Origin of the sequence: Aeromonas veronii, from assembly GCF_040215105.1 — a bacterium.
Classification (GTDB): Bacteria; Pseudomonadota; Gammaproteobacteria; order Enterobacterales; family Aeromonadaceae; genus Aeromonas; species Aeromonas veronii_G.
The window spans coordinates 2,216,381-2,232,305 of record NZ_CP157875.1 but is presented as its reverse complement, the minus strand read 5'-3'; the positions used below and the strand labels follow the sequence as shown (position 1 = coordinate 2,232,305).

Below are 15,925 nucleotides of genomic sequence, written 5' to 3'. Positions count from 1 at the left end.
CTTGTCGCGTCCCCCTGCCCCTTCGGGATGCTGGCAGGGGGCAGACCCTCAACATAATGCTGAACGACATTATGCGCGGTTGTGGCTTGCTGTGTGGCGGGATGGGGTGTCAGAGTTGGCTGATGCCGATAATTCTGTTTATCGGCACCAACTGCGCCGGGCCGCTGGCCCTTGCCGCTCGGCCCGCTACGCGGGCTGCGCGGCCCGGCGCAGTCGTATTTTTTTAGCTCGACAAATTGGTCATGTTTGCCAACTGGACAACGTTGTCAGGCATGACATTTTTGCCAGATGCCTCGGGCTTGCTGTAGATCCTCGGTGCACAGTTGACGGTGATGGCCCGGCCAGTCTTGTCAGTCACCACCGAATAGCAATCGCCCAGGTAATCGACCTTATAGCCCATGTTCACCAAGTCGTCAGAGTTAAAGGCCAGCTCTTGATTGCCACGAACGCCAGAGAAAATGACCATCCCCTCGAACCGCCCGGCATATATGGCACCACTGGCCCCAGTCATAAATAATTCAGTCACCCGGAACGGCATCAAAAAAGGCTGCCCAGCAACTGCGCCGACACCATCCGAACCAGAAACAGGCATAGCCACAGAACCAGCAGTCGAATCAGCACCACCCGAACTATCCACCATAGCGGCCTCTTTAACGAGCGGATTATCCATCGCAGACCGCTGATAAAGAAGATAAAAGAAATAACCAAGTAAGCACGGAAGGACGCCAAATAAGACAAGCCGGACTTTAAAAGAAGAAAGCGGGCCTTTTGACTGCCCTGACTTGGTAATGTTTCCAGTTTGCGTGGATTTATATAGACGGTGAACAGCCACAGGCACATGCCTTTTAAATATAACGCTCTGCTTCGTAGGGATGCCGTTATCAAGCGGATTGTGCTCATAGATGCGTGGTTTCCGTTTTGAAAGAATAAAGCTGTCCTTGCTGCTATAAGAAAAAGCCACTTCACAGCAAGCGCGAACAGGTCGAGGAATAGCCGTTATATCTGGGGTTGCAAGCACCACATCCCAGTTATAATGACGATGCCGCATAAAAGATTCTTTTGGCGATGTGGGATACATAATTCGCCCGGCCTCATCAAATACAACCTTTCCAGTGTCATCAATATCACACTCTTCGATATTATCAGGGCGATAGCTCTCTAATGTATCCTTGTACTGCTGAATAAAGTCAGCAGGTAAAATACTATCGTAATAGTCTATGGGCTTTAAGTCATATTCAGGCTTACCTGAAAATACATCCCGATCATATATATCCTGACACTCATCTATAAATACAAATGCACCTATTGGCATCCAGTGATGCCAAACTCGCCATAATTGCTGTGCTTTAGGGTCTTGCGATGAAACTCTAAATAGCCTGGCTGTTTCTGGGAATTTTTCACCCAAGAACTCTTCAATACGATGCAAAGGATACATCCCGGCGGCGTTCGTTACCACTAAACGCCCTTCCCTTAATGCCGGTAATAATCGATACCAAATGACTGACGAGCTTTTATATGAGCCGTTGTGACCATGTTCAATTACGATTGCCATTTACCACCCCATAATATTCATTACGAAGCGGGTTATGTAACAATTAATAATTAAATTTAACCCATTAACGAACCCCAATTGCTCAAGCCCCCAACGTACACTAGAAGGCAATTGAGATATAGAAGAGAGCAAGTAACCACTGATATTTATATCGGTGGCTATCTGCTTAGCGACCAGATAGGCAAACTCAATCATCTGTAATTTAGCTGTTATGACGCAGAGAGTATAAAACTCAATACCCCAAGCAACAAAGCGATGGAATATGCCCGGCACCTCTTCGGTAATAACGTAGTGCATGCCGTTGAGCCTATCGGCTATGTAGTCAAGGAATGACGGCTCGTCAGCGGCCAGCGCAAGCGAAGGCATAAGCAGCAAACCCCATAAAATGATATTACGCATTTTTCCTCCCCCCCATCAAAATTGCGAACGCGACTAGGACAGCCAAGAACCAGAGCGCTTGTTTTGGCCCCAGTGAAAAGAAAAGTTCAAAATTAGATTTGCCACTTAAATCTATATTGGCGCCTTTAATATCGTGAAAGTCTGTATTGTAAGTGCCTGATATCTCGAGCGGGTCGGCAATGAACACAGATCTAACCTCTTGCATCTTGTCTTTAAGCGCCTTTTCCTTTTCAACAATCTGCTGCTTAACGCCGGCAATCGCCACTTCGCCAAAGATGTCAGAGAACCCCGTGCCGCCAGCACCAGAAGGCGGCGAGAACGTGCAAAGCGGGCCAGTGCAAGGCTTGTCCCCTACCCCGCCATCGCCACCCGAGCCAGCCCCATCCTTGATTGCGTCCTTGATGGCAGCCAAATCCCCGGCCATCTGAGTTTGTAAATTCGTCTGCTGTTTATTGAAGTGTTCCAGCATGGGAAACATAGGAGCCACACTATTAGAAATCCCCGTGAGCTGGCTATTAATAGCACTCAAGTTTCCAGGCGTACCGCCCCACCAACCCATGGCCGTTTGCATCATGTTTTTAATCGCCGCCGTGTCACCCGACGAAGAACCACCACCCCCATTACCACCACCCAAATGCTCACAGTTATTTCCATTTGGGTTTACAACACAGTTAGTTAATTGCTGCAAGGTGTCTTGGGTTTTCCACATAACACCTTGTTGCTGACGAAGGACCTCCTCAATACCACCCATGCCGTTATTAGTCGCCTTGGCCGTATGTAGCAAGTCATACATCTTTACATCCATTGAATTGGCATAAGCCACCATGCCAGCCCCTTGCTCAGTGAGTTTTAGCATTCCTCCCCGCAAAGTATCATTAACATGCCTCAAGGCTGCGGTTGTTGCATCCTGATAAGCTCCACCAACTTGAATAGGGTTCGTTGGTGGAAGCCAAGACGGAAAACCACCGTTATCACCACCGCCGTTATCACCACCGCCATTATCACCACCGCCATTATCACCACCGCCATTATCACCACCGCCGCCTAATTCACATTCCGTACCGTCAGAGAAATAAGGGCCTTTACTAGGTGGTGTGGCTGCAGGCAATTCAACGCAAACAGATGAACCTGCCCCACCGCCGCAATAAGCAGTACATCCCCCAAGTGTGGAGCCAGAATAAGCAATACAGACAGGGCTGGGAGACGTTAAATCGAGAGAGCCATAGTTAACGCCGGGGGCACAGGCCGCATATGAAAGCGAGGGAATGAACAGAAGGGGAAAGAAATGACGCATGACACCACCAGATCTCGAAGGGGGCCGAAGCCCCCTAATTACGATGTGAACACTCCAGAGAAGAAGGCCGAACCAAATACGAACGCACCCGTGGAGGCCATGATAGCCGCGACTAACATTACTTACGCAGCCAGGAAACGACCATACCCACGCAGAAGCCGAACGCCGCCGCAGAGATAACACCGGTAATAACCAGCTCATAGCTCAAAGAGCCATTGCTGACGGCCGCGGTGATAGCGGCCTTGATCTCTTCATAGCCAGCATGTGCCCCAGTGGATACCGACAACGCAGGAACGGCAACAACCGCAGGAACAGCCACTTTACGAACAGCAGCACTTTTCAGACCAGCCTGGAACAACTCAACAATCTTCTTCATGGTTTTACTTCCCTTTTGTTATTAACGGCCAAGCTTTCTAGCTATAAGGCCAGCGAAATATCCTGATACAAAGAGCAGGACGTAATACATCAAAAACATTGAAAATATTTCAGCGTCAAAGCCGAATAGTTCATTTAAAGAGGCAGCGTTTTTATATTCGGCTTGAGTTAAAGCCGTAAAAACAGTTTCACCTTGGGGCCCTATATCGGGGCAGGTTTCGAGATTCCTGATATAGACAGCATCCGAACCAGCCCCCACGAAGAAACAAGGGCGAAGCATTAGAACTTATCCTTATTCCCCTCAGTGTTCAGCTTCCCGCCTTCACTGGCCTGTTTGATGGCCTCAGCAAGGGGGAGTTTCTTACCGTTAGGCACGAAGCCCACCACGGTCGGCTTAGAGCCTTTGAGGCTGAACGAGAGTTGGAACTCAAATTCAGCGTTACCTGGAACAAGCTCACCCGAGCGAACGGCGGCATGGATGGACTTGGCCAGCTTGTTACCGTCGGAGGTGTCGAGGGTGATTTTACCCAAGTCACACCCGGCGAACCCGTCACGAACGTCTATGGTGTCCTCGATAACGTGGATATGAGCCCAGACGTTGCCGCCGTCGCTCTCATCCATCTGGCCATAGCGAACGTTCACGAAGTTCACGGTTTGCTTCATACCTGACATGCAATTTCCCCTTGTTTGATGTTGCGGCCACGGGAGTCAGTGACCTGATTGGCCCAATACCAGAGACGGTCTAACCGCCGCTTGGTGTGGGTGATTCGTTCGCGGAGCTTGACCGCCTTGGCGATCATTTCCGGGTCTTGTTCGGCGTCGGCCAGCTCGGCCCGCAGGTAATCGAGGATGCGAGATTGCTTACCGTGCTCAGCTTCCGCATATGACCGGGCATCAAATTCAGGCGCGGCCTTCGTGCCCAGATAAGCGGCGAAGTCGTCCCGCAGCTCCTGCTCGGTGCCATATTTGGGTTGCTCTGGAAGCGGGATCTTGTAGTTCTCGTGGTACTCAATAACATCGCCACGAACCAGCTCGAACGAACCGTCATCAAAGACAGCAAGATGCAGGTCAAAGCCCTCACTGACACGCAGCGGTCGGCCTGCAATGAGGTGCTGGACGGATGCCTCAGCAGCGGCAAGATCCACATAGGATCCAACAGCACGGGCAATAAGCTGCTCGCGGGACTGGCCGAACGACTGGACGAAGCCACGGCCAAACTTATCGCCAATGCTCAACAGGTCGCCCTGCTTATCAAGCACGGTGCCGACTGGCTCGACGTAATTGGCGGGACGCTGGTTAGCGAAATCTATCTTGATCAGGTGCAAGAGCTTGAGGGTCTGGCGCTTCTTCAGGTTCTGAAGCTGGGCCTTGGTCAGACCGATGGCCATCAAGCAGTTCACGGCATCATAGAAGGTGCTGGAAGCGGTCAGGCGCTTGGTCTTATCCCACCCGTCTGTTGCCAGACTGCGATAGAACAACATCAAGCGATCCGCACGGGCATAGCTCCACTTTTCGGCAGTGGTGCCGTCAGGGTTGTTGATCACCTTGCAGCGGCCGTAATGCTTGCGAAGCTGCTCCTGCACCCGGCTGTTTTGAGTCAGGGAAACCTTGGTTGCCCCCAGTGCCTGGAACATGTCAGAGAACAGGTCACGCCATGCCCACTCGCAGAACGTCATGCCCGCATTGTCCGGGTTGCTCTCAAACTGACCAACGAACGTCAGGAACTGCCACACGTTGCGGGGGATCTTGTTGCGCTCAAACCACCGGGTCAGCGCCCTCCCCTCAAAACGGAGACGGTTCGCCGCAAACGCATTCAGTTCGGGGTTTTCAAGGCTGCGGATTACAGCGTCATAGCGGGAGGTTTTTTCGGTGCGCTTGGCCCGGCGTAGCTGCTCAAGCTGGTGCTGCATCTCATTGTGCTTGGCGTAGACCACGAGCACCTTAGTTCGCCCGGCATCCTTCTGGTCTTGGCTGCGCTTGTTGAAATAGATCGTCGATTCATAATCAGCCTCTTTGGCTGCCCTCATATGGCGGTGTGAGAGATTACCAATGGCAGAAAGGCAGTTCGCCAGCGTCTCGGCGTCTGGAAGCTGGATCGAGTTGGTGACGTCTACCCGGCGAATATGGGCATGCCCCCAATCGAGCATTTCGGCGACTCGTGGAAGGCTTCGAGCGAAGGCCGCGAGTAATTCGAGGATACCAGCAGCAGCATTGTCCGGCCCGTAGACGTTGTGACCTTGCAGCAACTTAGCCGGTGATGCCTTGAGAGCAATGCAAGGCCAACTGCGCTTGAGATGGGCTTGATGGAGCTTGACCGCGATGTCAGTGAAGCTTGAAGGGAGAGACTCCCAGGGGTGATACAGGTCATGGATGGTGCCCTCTCTATCGATGGCGAAGTCAACACGTCTAGAGCCAAGGGATAAACCACGACGACCGCACTCTTCAAGATCTACCATCCCCACGATATCGGCAGAGCCAGCGCCTACACGCTGGGTTGTGCACCACCTATCGGCAAAGGGGATATGGATTTCCCAGAAGTCGTACATTTTCGTGATTTCCCGGTCGAATATTTAACGCATGCGCGCATGTGACCGAAAAATCATACGGTGATCGCATACGCCATGCAAGCATGGTGATCACAAAAAACTAGCATGCTGTAGACTTGTGCCCACGTGTTGAGGAGTGAATCAGGAGGCTCACATGAGCAAGCCACAGAGAGAAGACACCACCGTTCGTATAAACGGACCCCGGCGAATGAGGCTGGAACGGAAGGCCATAGAGACAAGTTTCAAGTGCAGCTCAACTGTGAAGATGAGCGACATAGTGAACTGGCTGATCGATAACAGGCTAGAAGAGGCCGCAAGCGCCATTGAAAGGGAGAGAAAGGAAGCCGCCAACTAATCCCACAAGCCCCACTCTCGATTTAGCACCCCATACCAAAGCTAACACACTAAAAAACAACAAGAATTGTCCCGAGTCCTAGTCCGGCTCCCGGAGTCAAAGCCACAGTTAGAGTACGTGGCTTGCTCCAACCCCACCCGGCCCCCTTCGGGGGCCAAAATTCCCCGCCTTGAACCTGCTGCCCGCGAGCGGGCCCACCCTCTCTGTAGATGGACGAACGTCACCGGGCCGCAAAGACGGTTTAGCAGGAAGGGGGGTGCTCACTGCCTCTGGGGAGCACTCCAAAGAAGTTGCGGCGGGCCTACCGCTTTCCCAGATATGAGCAACTGGGGGCCGCCTTATACTCGCTTGCACTGCGTGCGCTCGTTTGCAGCAGTGGATCACATGGGAAGTGGGGGGAGTCGGAATGATAGCAGGGGGAGCAGCTGCAGGAAGTTGGCCAAGGCCGAACGCGCGAGAAGGTGATAGCAAAAAGTCGCCCCGGGTTTATCCAGGGCGATGCGTTTTGCTACAGGTTGTCGAAGTCTTGCCGAGCCGCCTTGTACCGCCCGACGACCTGCCGATACTCGGCGAACTCACGGCGCAGGGTCTCCAGTTCGGACCGCTGCCGTTCAACGGTCTGGCCTAACTGGACGAACGAACCAGCCGCCATCATCACGGCCTTGGAGGCGGCACTCTGCCCGGTGGCCTGCTTCAACTGCTCGACAACTTGATCCTCTTCCGGGGTCAATCGCAGGGTAAGGATCATGCGCCCTCCCCTTTGCGAGCTTTACAGCGGGCAATGCGTCTTGCACGGGCACGGCGTTCAGTCCAATCAGCGAAAGAGGCTATGCCGAACATCAGGGCAGCGCCCACAAACGGCGAGGCAACCAGCGCAACGATGAAGCCCCAGAAGGTGATAGAGAAACCGAGATAATGAGCCGCACCCAGAGGGCCTAGCAAACCGAGCACTACGAACAGCGGGAACACTTCTTTCAAGCTCATTTGGTATCACTCCGTTGATGGGCACCGATGCCCCATGACAGTAATGATAGCAAATAGGGCTCGCCAGGTAAACATCGATGTGCTGTTTTGATAGCAGAAAGTCGCCCAGGTAGCGCGCCGGCGACAAGTTTTTGATAGCAATCCCCAGTCGCGCACAACACAGATTATGTTACGGGCGCTCTGTCGTTGCGACGATGCCGCTGCGCGTCCCACGTAGCGGCCTTGTCGCGTCCCCCTGCCCCTTCGGGATGCTGGCAGGGGGCAGACCCTCAACATAATGCTGAACGACATTATGCGCGGTTGTGGCTTGCTGTGTGGCGGGATGGGGTGTCAGAGTTGGCTGATGCCGATAATTCTGTTTATCGGCACCAACTGCGCCGGGCCGCTGGCCCTTGCCGCTCGGCCCGCTACGCGGGCTGCGCGGCCCGGCGCAGTCGTATTTTTTTAGCTCGACAAATTGGTCATGTTTGCCAACTGGACAACGTTGTCAGGCATGACATTTTTGCCAGATGCCTCGGGCTTGCTGTAGATCCTCGGTGCACAGTTGACGGTGATGGCCCGGCCAGTCTTGTCAGTCACCACCGAATAGCAATCGCCCAGGTAATCGACCTTATAGCCCATGTTCACCAAGTCGTCAGAGTTAAAGGCCAGCTCTTGATTGCCACGAACGCCAGAGAAAATGACCATCCCCTCGAACCGCCCGGCATATATGGCACCACTGGCCCCAGTCATAAATAATTCAGTCACCCGGAACGGCATCAAAAAAGGCTGCCCAGCAACTGCGCCGACACCATCCGAACCAGAAACAGGCATAGCCACAGAACCAGCAGTCGAATCAGCACCACCCGAACTATCCACCATAGCGGCCTCTTTAACGAGCGGATTATCCATCGCAGACCGCTGATAAAGAAGATAAAAGAAATAACCAAGTAAGCACGGAAGGACGCCAAATAAGACAAGCCGGACTTTAAAAGAAGAAAGCGGGCCTTTTGACTGCCCTGACTTGGTAATGTTTCCAGTTTGCGTGGATTTATATAGACGGTGAACAGCCACAGGCACATGCCTTTTAAATATAACGCTCTGCTTCGTAGGGATGCCGTTATCAAGCGGATTGTGCTCATAGATGCGTGGTTTCCGTTTTGAAAGAATAAAGCTGTCCTTGCTGCTATAAGAAAAAGCCACTTCACAGCAAGCGCGAACAGGTCGAGGAATAGCCGTTATATCTGGGGTTGCAAGCACCACATCCCAGTTATAATGACGATGCCGCATAAAAGATTCTTTTGGCGATGTGGGATACATAATTCGCCCGGCCTCATCAAATACAACCTTTCCAGTGTCATCAATATCACACTCTTCGATATTATCAGGGCGATAGCTCTCTAATGTATCCTTGTACTGCTGAATAAAGTCAGCAGGTAAAATACTATCGTAATAGTCTATGGGCTTTAAGTCATATTCAGGCTTACCTGAAAATACATCCCGATCATATATATCCTGACACTCATCTATAAATACAAATGCACCTATTGGCATCCAGTGATGCCAAACTCGCCATAATTGCTGTGCTTTAGGGTCTTGCGATGAAACTCTAAATAGCCTGGCTGTTTCTGGGAATTTTTCACCCAAGAACTCTTCAATACGATGCAAAGGATACATCCCGGCGGCGTTCGTTACCACTAAACGCCCTTCCCTTAATGCCGGTAATAATCGATACCAAATGACTGACGAGCTTTTATATGAGCCGTTGTGACCATGTTCAATTACGATTGCCATTTACCACCCCATAATATTCATTACGAAGCGGGTTATGTAACAATTAATAATTAAATTTAACCCATTAACGAACCCCAATTGCTCAAGCCCCCAACGTACACTAGAAGGCAATTGAGATATAGAAGAGAGCAAGTAACCACTGATATTTATATCGGTGGCTATCTGCTTAGCGACCAGATAGGCAAACTCAATCATCTGTAATTTAGCTGTTATGACGCAGAGAGTATAAAACTCAATACCCCAAGCAACAAAGCGATGGAATATGCCCGGCACCTCTTCGGTAATAACGTAGTGCATGCCGTTGAGCCTATCGGCTATGTAGTCAAGGAATGACGGCTCGTCAGCGGCCAGCGCAAGCGAAGGCATAAGCAGCAAACCCCATAAAATGATATTACGCATTTTTCCTCCCCCCCATCAAAATTGCGAACGCGACTAGGACAGCCAAGAACCAGAGCGCTTGTTTTGGCCCCAGTGAAAAGAAAAGTTCAAAATTAGATTTGCCACTTAAATCTATATTGGCGCCTTTAATATCGTGAAAGTCTGTATTGTAAGTGCCTGATATCTCGAGCGGGTCGGCAATGAACACAGATCTAACCTCTTGCATCTTGTCTTTAAGCGCCTTTTCCTTTTCAACAATCTGCTGCTTAACGCCGGCAATCGCCACTTCGCCAAAGATGTCAGAGAACCCCGTGCCGCCAGCACCAGAAGGCGGCGAGAACGTGCAAAGCGGGCCAGTGCAAGGCTTGTCCCCTACCCCGCCATCGCCACCCGAGCCAGCCCCATCCTTGATTGCGTCCTTGATGGCAGCCAAATCCCCGGCCATCTGAGTTTGTAAATTCGTCTGCTGTTTATTGAAGTGTTCCAGCATGGGAAACATAGGAGCCACACTATTAGAAATCCCCGTGAGCTGGCTATTAATAGCACTCAAGTTTCCAGGCGTACCGCCCCACCAACCCATGGCCGTTTGCATCATGTTTTTAATCGCCGCCGTGTCACCCGACGAAGAACCACCACCCCCATTACCACCACCCAAATGCTCACAGTTATTTCCATTTGGGTTTACAACACAGTTAGTTAATTGCTGCAAGGTGTCTTGGGTTTTCCACATAACACCTTGTTGCTGACGAAGGACCTCCTCAATACCACCCATGCCGTTATTAGTCGCCTTGGCCGTATGTAGCAAGTCATACATCTTTACATCCATTGAATTGGCATAAGCCACCATGCCAGCCCCTTGCTCAGTGAGTTTTAGCATTCCTCCCCGCAAAGTATCATTAACATGCCTCAAGGCTGCGGTTGTTGCATCCTGATAAGCTCCACCAACTTGAATAGGGTTCGTTGGTGGAAGCCAAGACGGAAAACCACCGTTATCACCACCGCCGTTATCACCACCGCCATTATCACCACCGCCATTATCACCACCGCCATTATCACCACCGCCGCCTAATTCACATTCCGTACCGTCAGAGAAATAAGGGCCTTTACTAGGTGGTGTGGCTGCAGGCAATTCAACGCAAACAGATGAACCTGCCCCACCGCCGCAATAAGCAGTACATCCCCCAAGTGTGGAGCCAGAATAAGCAATACAGACAGGGCTGGGAGACGTTAAATCGAGAGAGCCATAGTTAACGCCGGGGGCACAGGCCGCATATGAAAGCGAGGGAATGAACAGAAGGGGAAAGAAATGACGCATGACACCACCAGATCTCGAAGGGGGCCGAAGCCCCCTAATTACGATGTGAACACTCCAGAGAAGAAGGCCGAACCAAATACGAACGCACCCGTGGAGGCCATGATAGCCGCGACTAACATTACTTACGCAGCCAGGAAACGACCATACCCACGCAGAAGCCGAACGCCGCCGCAGAGATAACACCGGTAATAACCAGCTCATAGCTCAAAGAGCCATTGCTGACGGCCGCGGTGATAGCGGCCTTGATCTCTTCATAGCCAGCATGTGCCCCAGTGGATACCGACAACGCAGGAACGGCAACAACCGCAGGAACAGCCACTTTACGAACAGCAGCACTTTTCAGACCAGCCTGGAACAACTCAACAATCTTCTTCATGGTTTTACTTCCCTTTTGTTATTAACGGCCAAGCTTTCTAGCTATAAGGCCAGCGAAATATCCTGATACAAAGAGCAGGACGTAATACATCAAAAACATTGAAAATATTTCAGCGTCAAAGCCGAATAGTTCATTTAAAGAGGCAGCGTTTTTATATTCGGCTTGAGTTAAAGCCGTAAAAACAGTTTCACCTTGGGGCCCTATATCGGGGCAGGTTTCGAGATTCCTGATATAGACAGCATCCGAACCAGCCCCCACGAAGAAACAAGGGCGAAGCATTAGAACTTATCCTTATTCCCCTCAGTGTTCAGCTTCCCGCCTTCACTGGCCTGTTTGATGGCCTCAGCAAGGGGGAGTTTCTTACCGTTAGGCACGAAGCCCACCACGGTCGGCTTAGAGCCTTTGAGGCTGAACGAGAGTTGGAACTCAAATTCAGCGTTACCTGGAACAAGCTCACCCGAGCGAACGGCGGCATGGATGGACTTGGCCAGCTTGTTACCGTCGGAGGTGTCGAGGGTGATTTTACCCAAGTCACACCCGGCGAACCCGTCACGAACGTCTATGGTGTCCTCGATAACGTGGATATGAGCCCAGACGTTGCCGCCGTCGCTCTCATCCATCTGGCCATAGCGAACGTTCACGAAGTTCACGGTTTGCTTCATACCTGACATGCAATTTCCCCTTGTTTGATGTTGCGGCCACGGGAGTCAGTGACCTGATTGGCCCAATACCAGAGACGGTCTAACCGCCGCTTGGTGTGGGTGATTCGTTCGCGGAGCTTGACCGCCTTGGCGATCATTTCCGGGTCTTGTTCGGCGTCGGCCAGCTCGGCCCGCAGGTAATCGAGGATGCGAGATTGCTTACCGTGCTCAGCTTCCGCATATGACCGGGCATCAAATTCAGGCGCGGCCTTCGTGCCCAGATAAGCGGCGAAGTCGTCCCGCAGCTCCTGCTCGGTGCCATATTTGGGTTGCTCTGGAAGCGGGATCTTGTAGTTCTCGTGGTACTCAATAACATCGCCACGAACCAGCTCGAACGAACCGTCATCAAAGACAGCAAGATGCAGGTCAAAGCCCTCACTGACACGCAGCGGTCGGCCTGCAATGAGGTGCTGGACGGATGCCTCAGCAGCGGCAAGATCCACATAGGATCCAACAGCACGGGCAATAAGCTGCTCGCGGGACTGGCCGAACGACTGGACGAAGCCACGGCCAAACTTATCGCCAATGCTCAACAGGTCGCCCTGCTTATCAAGCACGGTGCCGACTGGCTCGACGTAATTGGCGGGACGCTGGTTAGCGAAATCTATCTTGATCAGGTGCAAGAGCTTGAGGGTCTGGCGCTTCTTCAGGTTCTGAAGCTGGGCCTTGGTCAGACCGATGGCCATCAAGCAGTTCACGGCATCATAGAAGGTGCTGGAAGCGGTCAGGCGCTTGGTCTTATCCCACCCGTCTGTTGCCAGACTGCGATAGAACAACATCAAGCGATCCGCACGGGCATAGCTCCACTTTTCGGCAGTGGTGCCGTCAGGGTTGTTGATCACCTTGCAGCGGCCGTAATGCTTGCGAAGCTGCTCCTGCACCCGGCTGTTTTGAGTCAGGGAAACCTTGGTTGCCCCCAGTGCCTGGAACATGTCAGAGAACAGGTCACGCCATGCCCACTCGCAGAACGTCATGCCCGCATTGTCCGGGTTGCTCTCAAACTGACCAACGAACGTCAGGAACTGCCACACGTTGCGGGGGATCTTGTTGCGCTCAAACCACCGGGTCAGCGCCCTCCCCTCAAAACGGAGACGGTTCGCCGCAAACGCATTCAGTTCGGGGTTTTCAAGGCTGCGGATTACAGCGTCATAGCGGGAGGTTTTTTCGGTGCGCTTGGCCCGGCGTAGCTGCTCAAGCTGGTGCTGCATCTCATTGTGCTTGGCGTAGACCACGAGCACCTTAGTTCGCCCGGCATCCTTCTGGTCTTGGCTGCGCTTGTTGAAATAGATCGTCGATTCATAATCAGCCTCTTTGGCTGCCCTCATATGGCGGTGTGAGAGATTACCAATGGCAGAAAGGCAGTTCGCCAGCGTCTCGGCGTCTGGAAGCTGGATCGAGTTGGTGACGTCTACCCGGCGAATATGGGCATGCCCCCAATCGAGCATTTCGGCGACTCGTGGAAGGCTTCGAGCGAAGGCCGCGAGTAATTCGAGGATACCAGCAGCAGCATTGTCCGGCCCGTAGACGTTGTGACCTTGCAGCAACTTAGCCGGTGATGCCTTGAGAGCAATGCAAGGCCAACTGCGCTTGAGATGGGCTTGATGGAGCTTGACCGCGATGTCAGTGAAGCTTGAAGGGAGAGACTCCCAGGGGTGATACAGGTCATGGATGGTGCCCTCTCTATCGATGGCGAAGTCAACACGTCTAGAGCCAAGGGATAAACCACGACGACCGCACTCTTCAAGATCTACCATCCCCACGATATCGGCAGAGCCAGCGCCTACACGCTGGGTTGTGCACCACCTATCGGCAAAGGGGATATGGATTTCCCAGAAGTCGTACATTTTCGTGATTTCCCGGTCGAATATTTAACGCATGCGCGCATGTGACCGAAAAATCATACGGTGATCGCATACGCCATGCAAGCATGGTGATCACAAAAAACTAGCATGCTGTAGACTTGTGCCCACGTGTTGAGGAGTGAATCAGGAGGCTCACATGAGCAAGCCACAGAGAGAAGACACCACCGTTCGTATAAACGGACCCCGGCGAATGAGGCTGGAACGGAAGGCCATAGAGACAAGTTTCAAGTGCAGCTCAACTGTGAAGATGAGCGACATAGTGAACTGGCTGATCGATAACAGGCTAGAAGAGGCCGCAAGCGCCATTGAAAGGGAGAGAAAGGAAGCCGCCAACTAATCCCACAAGCCCCACTCTCGATTTAGCACCCCATACCAAAGCTAACACACTAAAAAACAACAAGAATTGTCCCGAGTCCTAGTCCGGCTCCCGGAGTCAAAGCCACAGTTAGAGTACGTGGCTTGCTCCAACCCCACCCGGCCCCCTTCGGGGGCCAAAATTCCCCGCCTTGAACCTGCTGCCCGCGAGCGGGCCCACCCTCTCTGTAGATGGACGAACGTCACCGGGCCGCAAAGACGGTTTAGCAGGAAGGGGGGTGCTCACTGCCTCTGGGGAGCACTCCAAAGAAGTTGCGGCGGGCCTACCGCTTTCCCAGATATGAGCAACTGGGGGCCGCCTTATACTCGCTTGCACTGCGTGCGCTCGTTTGCAGCAGTGGATCACATGGGAAGTGGGGGGAGTCGGAATGATAGCAGGGGGAGCAGCTGCAGGAAGTTGGCCAAGGCCGAACGCGCGAGAAGGTGATAGCAAAAAGTCGCCCCGGGTTTATCCAGGGCGATGCGTTTTGCTACAGGTTGTCGAAGTCTTGCCGAGCCGCCTTGTACCGCCCGACGACCTGCCGATACTCGGCGAACTCACGGCGCAGGGTCTCCAGTTCGGACCGCTGCCGTTCAACGGTCTGGCCTAACTGGACGAACGAACCAGCCGCCATCATCACGGCCTTGGAGGCGGCACTCTGCCCGGTGGCCTGCTTCAACTGCTCGACAACTTGATCCTCTTCCGGGGTCAATCGCAGGGTAAGGATCATGCGCCCTCCCCTTTGCGAGCTTTACAGCGGGCAATGCGTCTTGCACGGGCACGGCGTTCAGTCCAATCAGCGAAAGAGGCTATGCCGAACATCAGGGCAGCGCCCACAAACGGCGAGGCAACCAGCGCAACGATGAAGCCCCAGAAGGTGATAGAGAAACCGAGATAATGAGCCGCACCCAGAGGGCCTAGCAAACCGAGCACTACGAACAGCGGGAACACTTCTTTCAAGCTCATTTGGTATCACTCCGTTGATGGGCACCGATGCCCCATGACAGTAATGATAGCAAATAGGGCTCGCCAGGTAAACATCGATGTGCTGTTTTGATAGCAGAAAGTCGCCCAGGTAGCGCGCCGGCGACAAGTTTTTGATAGCAATCCCCAGTCGCGCACAACACAGATTATGTTACGGGCGCTCTGTCGTTGCGACGATGCCGCTGCGCGTCCCACGTAGCGGCCTTGTCGCGTCCCCCTGCCCCTTCGGGATGCTGGCAGGGGGCAGACCCTCAACATAATGCTGAACGACATTATGCGCGGTTAGGTCAGGCCCGGGACTAGGCGCCAGAAGGACAGCAATACCAAGGGCTAGCGCCGTACTGGTGCCCTTGGTGTACTTTGCCAGGATGTCGTACCAAGCCTGTTTTAACTCGGGATCGGTTTCTCTAACTGCGGCAAGGCTTAACAGCACCTCTTGCACGTCGAGGCCGATTTCCTGGGCAATCTTTTTCGCAGTCGCATCAGTGAGTTGCACTTTACCAGTGGTCAGGCTGGAGATGTGCGATTTGGTAAAACCAAGTTCAACGGCCACTTGCTGATACTGGCTGAGTTTTTTGGCTCTCATGTAGGCCTGAATCAGTGCTTTTGAGTCCATCTTACTGTTTCCTCACTTTTGCTAATGGGCATATAACACACCGAAAAACGCGAAATGTCA

21 protein-coding genes are annotated in these 15,925 nt (G+C 52.7%); 2 read left to right on the top strand and 19 right to left on the bottom strand.

Translation table 11 applies throughout. The features are described from left to right. Window positions 1-223: 223 nt before the first annotated feature. From ABNP46_RS10290 to ABNP46_RS10260, 7 genes are all read right to left on the bottom strand, one after another. Window positions 224-1,552 carry a zonular occludens toxin domain-containing protein gene (locus tag ABNP46_RS10290; protein WP_349922271.1) on the bottom strand — a complete coding sequence of 443 codons (1,329 nt, stop codon included), beginning with the start codon at window positions 1,550-1,552 and terminating at the stop codon, window positions 224-226. Further along, window positions 1,553-1,951, bottom strand: a complete 399-nt coding sequence (locus ABNP46_RS10285) for a hypothetical protein (RefSeq protein ID WP_349922270.1) — start codon at window positions 1,949-1,951, stop codon at window positions 1,553-1,555. Next, window positions 1,944-3,245 carry a hypothetical protein gene (locus ABNP46_RS10280; RefSeq protein WP_349922269.1) on the bottom strand — a complete coding sequence of 434 codons (1,302 nt, stop codon included), beginning with the start codon at window positions 3,243-3,245 and terminating at the stop codon, window positions 1,944-1,946. The genes ABNP46_RS10285 and ABNP46_RS10280 overlap by 8 nt, the downstream gene beginning before the upstream one ends. Window positions 3,246-3,363: 118 nt before the next feature. After that, window positions 3,364-3,621 carry a hypothetical protein gene (locus ABNP46_RS10275; protein WP_349922268.1) on the bottom strand — a complete coding sequence of 86 codons (258 nt, stop codon included), beginning with the start codon at window positions 3,619-3,621 and terminating at the stop codon, window positions 3,364-3,366. A gap of 21 nt (window positions 3,622-3,642) precedes the next feature. After that, entirely contained in the window at window positions 3,643-3,900 is a 258-nt protein-coding gene (locus ABNP46_RS10270; RefSeq protein WP_349922267.1) for a hypothetical protein, read from the bottom strand. After that, a complete protein-coding gene (locus ABNP46_RS10265; RefSeq protein WP_349922266.1) occupies window positions 3,900-4,292 on the bottom strand; it encodes a hypothetical protein in 393 nt (130 codons plus the stop codon). The genes ABNP46_RS10270 and ABNP46_RS10265 overlap by 1 nt, the downstream gene beginning before the upstream one ends. Next, entirely contained in the window at window positions 4,280-6,166 is a 1,887-nt protein-coding gene (locus tag ABNP46_RS10260; RefSeq protein ID WP_349922265.1) for a phage/plasmid replication protein, II/X family, read from the bottom strand. Before ABNP46_RS10260 ends, ABNP46_RS10265 begins: the two co-directional genes overlap by 13 nt. A 154-nt stretch (window positions 6,167-6,320) precedes the next feature. Here ABNP46_RS10260 and ABNP46_RS10255 point away from each other — a divergent pair, with 154 nt between their 5' ends. Further along, on the top strand, window positions 6,321-6,521 hold the full coding sequence (locus ABNP46_RS10255; protein WP_349922264.1) for a hypothetical protein: 201 nt from the start codon (window positions 6,321-6,323) through the stop codon (window positions 6,519-6,521). Between the two features lie 508 nt (window positions 6,522-7,029). Here ABNP46_RS10255 and ABNP46_RS10250 read toward each other — a convergent pair. The 9 genes from ABNP46_RS10250 to ABNP46_RS10210 all read right to left on the bottom strand — a co-directional run bounded on the left by ABNP46_RS10250 (window position 7,030) and on the right by ABNP46_RS10210 (window position 13,892). Continuing rightward, a complete protein-coding gene (locus ABNP46_RS10250; RefSeq protein ID WP_349922263.1) occupies window positions 7,030-7,269 on the bottom strand; it encodes a hypothetical protein in 240 nt (79 codons plus the stop codon). After that, window positions 7,266-7,505 carry a hypothetical protein gene (locus ABNP46_RS10245; RefSeq protein ID WP_349922262.1) on the bottom strand — a complete coding sequence of 80 codons (240 nt, stop codon included), beginning with the start codon at window positions 7,503-7,505 and terminating at the stop codon, window positions 7,266-7,268. Before ABNP46_RS10245 ends, ABNP46_RS10250 begins: the two co-directional genes overlap by 4 nt. 444 nt (window positions 7,506-7,949) lie before the next feature. Further along, the gene (locus ABNP46_RS10240) at window positions 7,950-9,278 is read right to left on the bottom strand and encodes a zonular occludens toxin domain-containing protein (protein WP_349922271.1); all 1,329 of its coding nucleotides are present in this window, start codon (window positions 9,276-9,278) and stop codon (window positions 7,950-7,952) included. Then, complete coding sequence (locus ABNP46_RS10235) at window positions 9,279-9,677, bottom strand: hypothetical protein (protein ID WP_349922270.1); 399 nt, start codon at window positions 9,675-9,677, stop codon at window positions 9,279-9,281. Continuing rightward, window positions 9,670-10,971, bottom strand: a complete 1,302-nt coding sequence (locus ABNP46_RS10230; protein ID WP_349922269.1) for a hypothetical protein — start codon at window positions 10,969-10,971, stop codon at window positions 9,670-9,672. Before ABNP46_RS10230 ends, ABNP46_RS10235 begins: the two co-directional genes overlap by 8 nt. 118 nt (window positions 10,972-11,089) lie before the next feature. Continuing rightward, entirely contained in the window at window positions 11,090-11,347 is a 258-nt protein-coding gene (locus ABNP46_RS10225; protein ID WP_349922268.1) for a hypothetical protein, read from the bottom strand. A 21-nt stretch (window positions 11,348-11,368) separates the two neighbouring features. After that, on the bottom strand, window positions 11,369-11,626 hold the full coding sequence (locus ABNP46_RS10220) for a hypothetical protein (protein ID WP_349922267.1): 258 nt from the start codon (window positions 11,624-11,626) through the stop codon (window positions 11,369-11,371). Next, window positions 11,626-12,018, bottom strand: coding sequence for a hypothetical protein (locus tag ABNP46_RS10215; RefSeq protein ID WP_349922266.1), 393 nt, complete (start codon window positions 12,016-12,018; stop codon window positions 11,626-11,628). Before ABNP46_RS10215 ends, ABNP46_RS10220 begins: the two co-directional genes overlap by 1 nt. Beyond that, the gene (locus tag ABNP46_RS10210; RefSeq protein WP_349922265.1) at window positions 12,006-13,892 is read right to left on the bottom strand and encodes a phage/plasmid replication protein, II/X family; all 1,887 of its coding nucleotides are present in this window, start codon (window positions 13,890-13,892) and stop codon (window positions 12,006-12,008) included. The genes ABNP46_RS10215 and ABNP46_RS10210 overlap by 13 nt, the downstream gene beginning before the upstream one ends. 154 nt (window positions 13,893-14,046) lie before the next feature. On the opposite strand from ABNP46_RS10210, the gene ABNP46_RS10205 reads away from it, so the two are divergent. Further along, on the top strand, window positions 14,047-14,247 hold the full coding sequence (locus ABNP46_RS10205; RefSeq protein WP_349922264.1) for a hypothetical protein: 201 nt from the start codon (window positions 14,047-14,049) through the stop codon (window positions 14,245-14,247). A gap of 508 nt (window positions 14,248-14,755) precedes the next feature. Here ABNP46_RS10205 and ABNP46_RS10200 read toward each other — a convergent pair. The 3 genes from ABNP46_RS10200 to ABNP46_RS10190 all read right to left on the bottom strand — a co-directional run bounded on the left by ABNP46_RS10200 (window position 14,756) and on the right by ABNP46_RS10190 (window position 15,865). Then, window positions 14,756-14,995: a hypothetical protein gene (locus ABNP46_RS10200; protein ID WP_349922263.1), complete on the bottom strand. Its 240-nt coding sequence runs from the start codon at window positions 14,993-14,995 to the stop codon at window positions 14,756-14,758. Beyond that, entirely contained in the window at window positions 14,992-15,231 is a 240-nt protein-coding gene (locus ABNP46_RS10195; RefSeq protein ID WP_349922262.1) for a hypothetical protein, read from the bottom strand. The genes ABNP46_RS10200 and ABNP46_RS10195 overlap by 4 nt, the downstream gene beginning before the upstream one ends. A 169-nt stretch (window positions 15,232-15,400) precedes the next feature. Next, entirely contained in the window at window positions 15,401-15,865 is a 465-nt protein-coding gene (locus ABNP46_RS10190; protein ID WP_349922261.1) for a helix-turn-helix domain-containing protein, read from the bottom strand. Window positions 15,866-15,925: the final 60 nt, after the last annotated feature.

Coding starts and splice junctions, on each gene's coding strand:
- ABNP46_RS10290 (WP_349922271.1), bottom strand. CDS start 1,552: ATGGCAATCGTAATTGAACATGGTCACAACGGCTCATATAAAAGCTCG.
- ABNP46_RS10275 (WP_349922268.1), bottom strand. CDS start 3,621: ATGAAGAAGATTGTTGAGTTGTTCCAGGCTGGTCTGAAAAGTGCTGCT.
- ABNP46_RS10205 (WP_349922264.1), top strand. CDS start 14,047: ATGAGCAAGCCACAGAGAGAAGACACCACCGTTCGTATAAACGGACCC.
- ABNP46_RS10280 (WP_349922269.1), bottom strand. CDS start 3,245: ATGCGTCATTTCTTTCCCCTTCTGTTCATTCCCTCGCTTTCATATGCG.
- ABNP46_RS10265 (WP_349922266.1), bottom strand. CDS start 4,292: ATGTCAGGTATGAAGCAAACCGTGAACTTCGTGAACGTTCGCTATGGC.
- ABNP46_RS10255 (WP_349922264.1), top strand. CDS start 6,321: ATGAGCAAGCCACAGAGAGAAGACACCACCGTTCGTATAAACGGACCC.
- ABNP46_RS10285 (WP_349922270.1), bottom strand. CDS start 1,951: ATGCGTAATATCATTTTATGGGGTTTGCTGCTTATGCCTTCGCTTGCG.
- ABNP46_RS10215 (WP_349922266.1), bottom strand. CDS start 12,018: ATGTCAGGTATGAAGCAAACCGTGAACTTCGTGAACGTTCGCTATGGC.
- ABNP46_RS10220 (WP_349922267.1), bottom strand. CDS start 11,626: ATGCTTCGCCCTTGTTTCTTCGTGGGGGCTGGTTCGGATGCTGTCTAT.
- ABNP46_RS10250 (WP_349922263.1), bottom strand. CDS start 7,269: ATGATCCTTACCCTGCGATTGACCCCGGAAGAGGATCAAGTTGTCGAG.
- ABNP46_RS10245 (WP_349922262.1), bottom strand. CDS start 7,505: ATGAGCTTGAAAGAAGTGTTCCCGCTGTTCGTAGTGCTCGGTTTGCTA.
- ABNP46_RS10270 (WP_349922267.1), bottom strand. CDS start 3,900: ATGCTTCGCCCTTGTTTCTTCGTGGGGGCTGGTTCGGATGCTGTCTAT.
- ABNP46_RS10210 (WP_349922265.1), bottom strand. CDS start 13,892: ATGTACGACTTCTGGGAAATCCATATCCCCTTTGCCGATAGGTGGTGC.
- ABNP46_RS10230 (WP_349922269.1), bottom strand. CDS start 10,971: ATGCGTCATTTCTTTCCCCTTCTGTTCATTCCCTCGCTTTCATATGCG.
- ABNP46_RS10260 (WP_349922265.1), bottom strand. CDS start 6,166: ATGTACGACTTCTGGGAAATCCATATCCCCTTTGCCGATAGGTGGTGC.
- ABNP46_RS10235 (WP_349922270.1), bottom strand. CDS start 9,677: ATGCGTAATATCATTTTATGGGGTTTGCTGCTTATGCCTTCGCTTGCG.
- ABNP46_RS10225 (WP_349922268.1), bottom strand. CDS start 11,347: ATGAAGAAGATTGTTGAGTTGTTCCAGGCTGGTCTGAAAAGTGCTGCT.
- ABNP46_RS10195 (WP_349922262.1), bottom strand. CDS start 15,231: ATGAGCTTGAAAGAAGTGTTCCCGCTGTTCGTAGTGCTCGGTTTGCTA.
- ABNP46_RS10200 (WP_349922263.1), bottom strand. CDS start 14,995: ATGATCCTTACCCTGCGATTGACCCCGGAAGAGGATCAAGTTGTCGAG.
- ABNP46_RS10240 (WP_349922271.1), bottom strand. CDS start 9,278: ATGGCAATCGTAATTGAACATGGTCACAACGGCTCATATAAAAGCTCG.
- ABNP46_RS10190 (WP_349922261.1), bottom strand. CDS start 15,865: ATGGACTCAAAAGCACTGATTCAGGCCTACATGAGAGCCAAAAAACTC.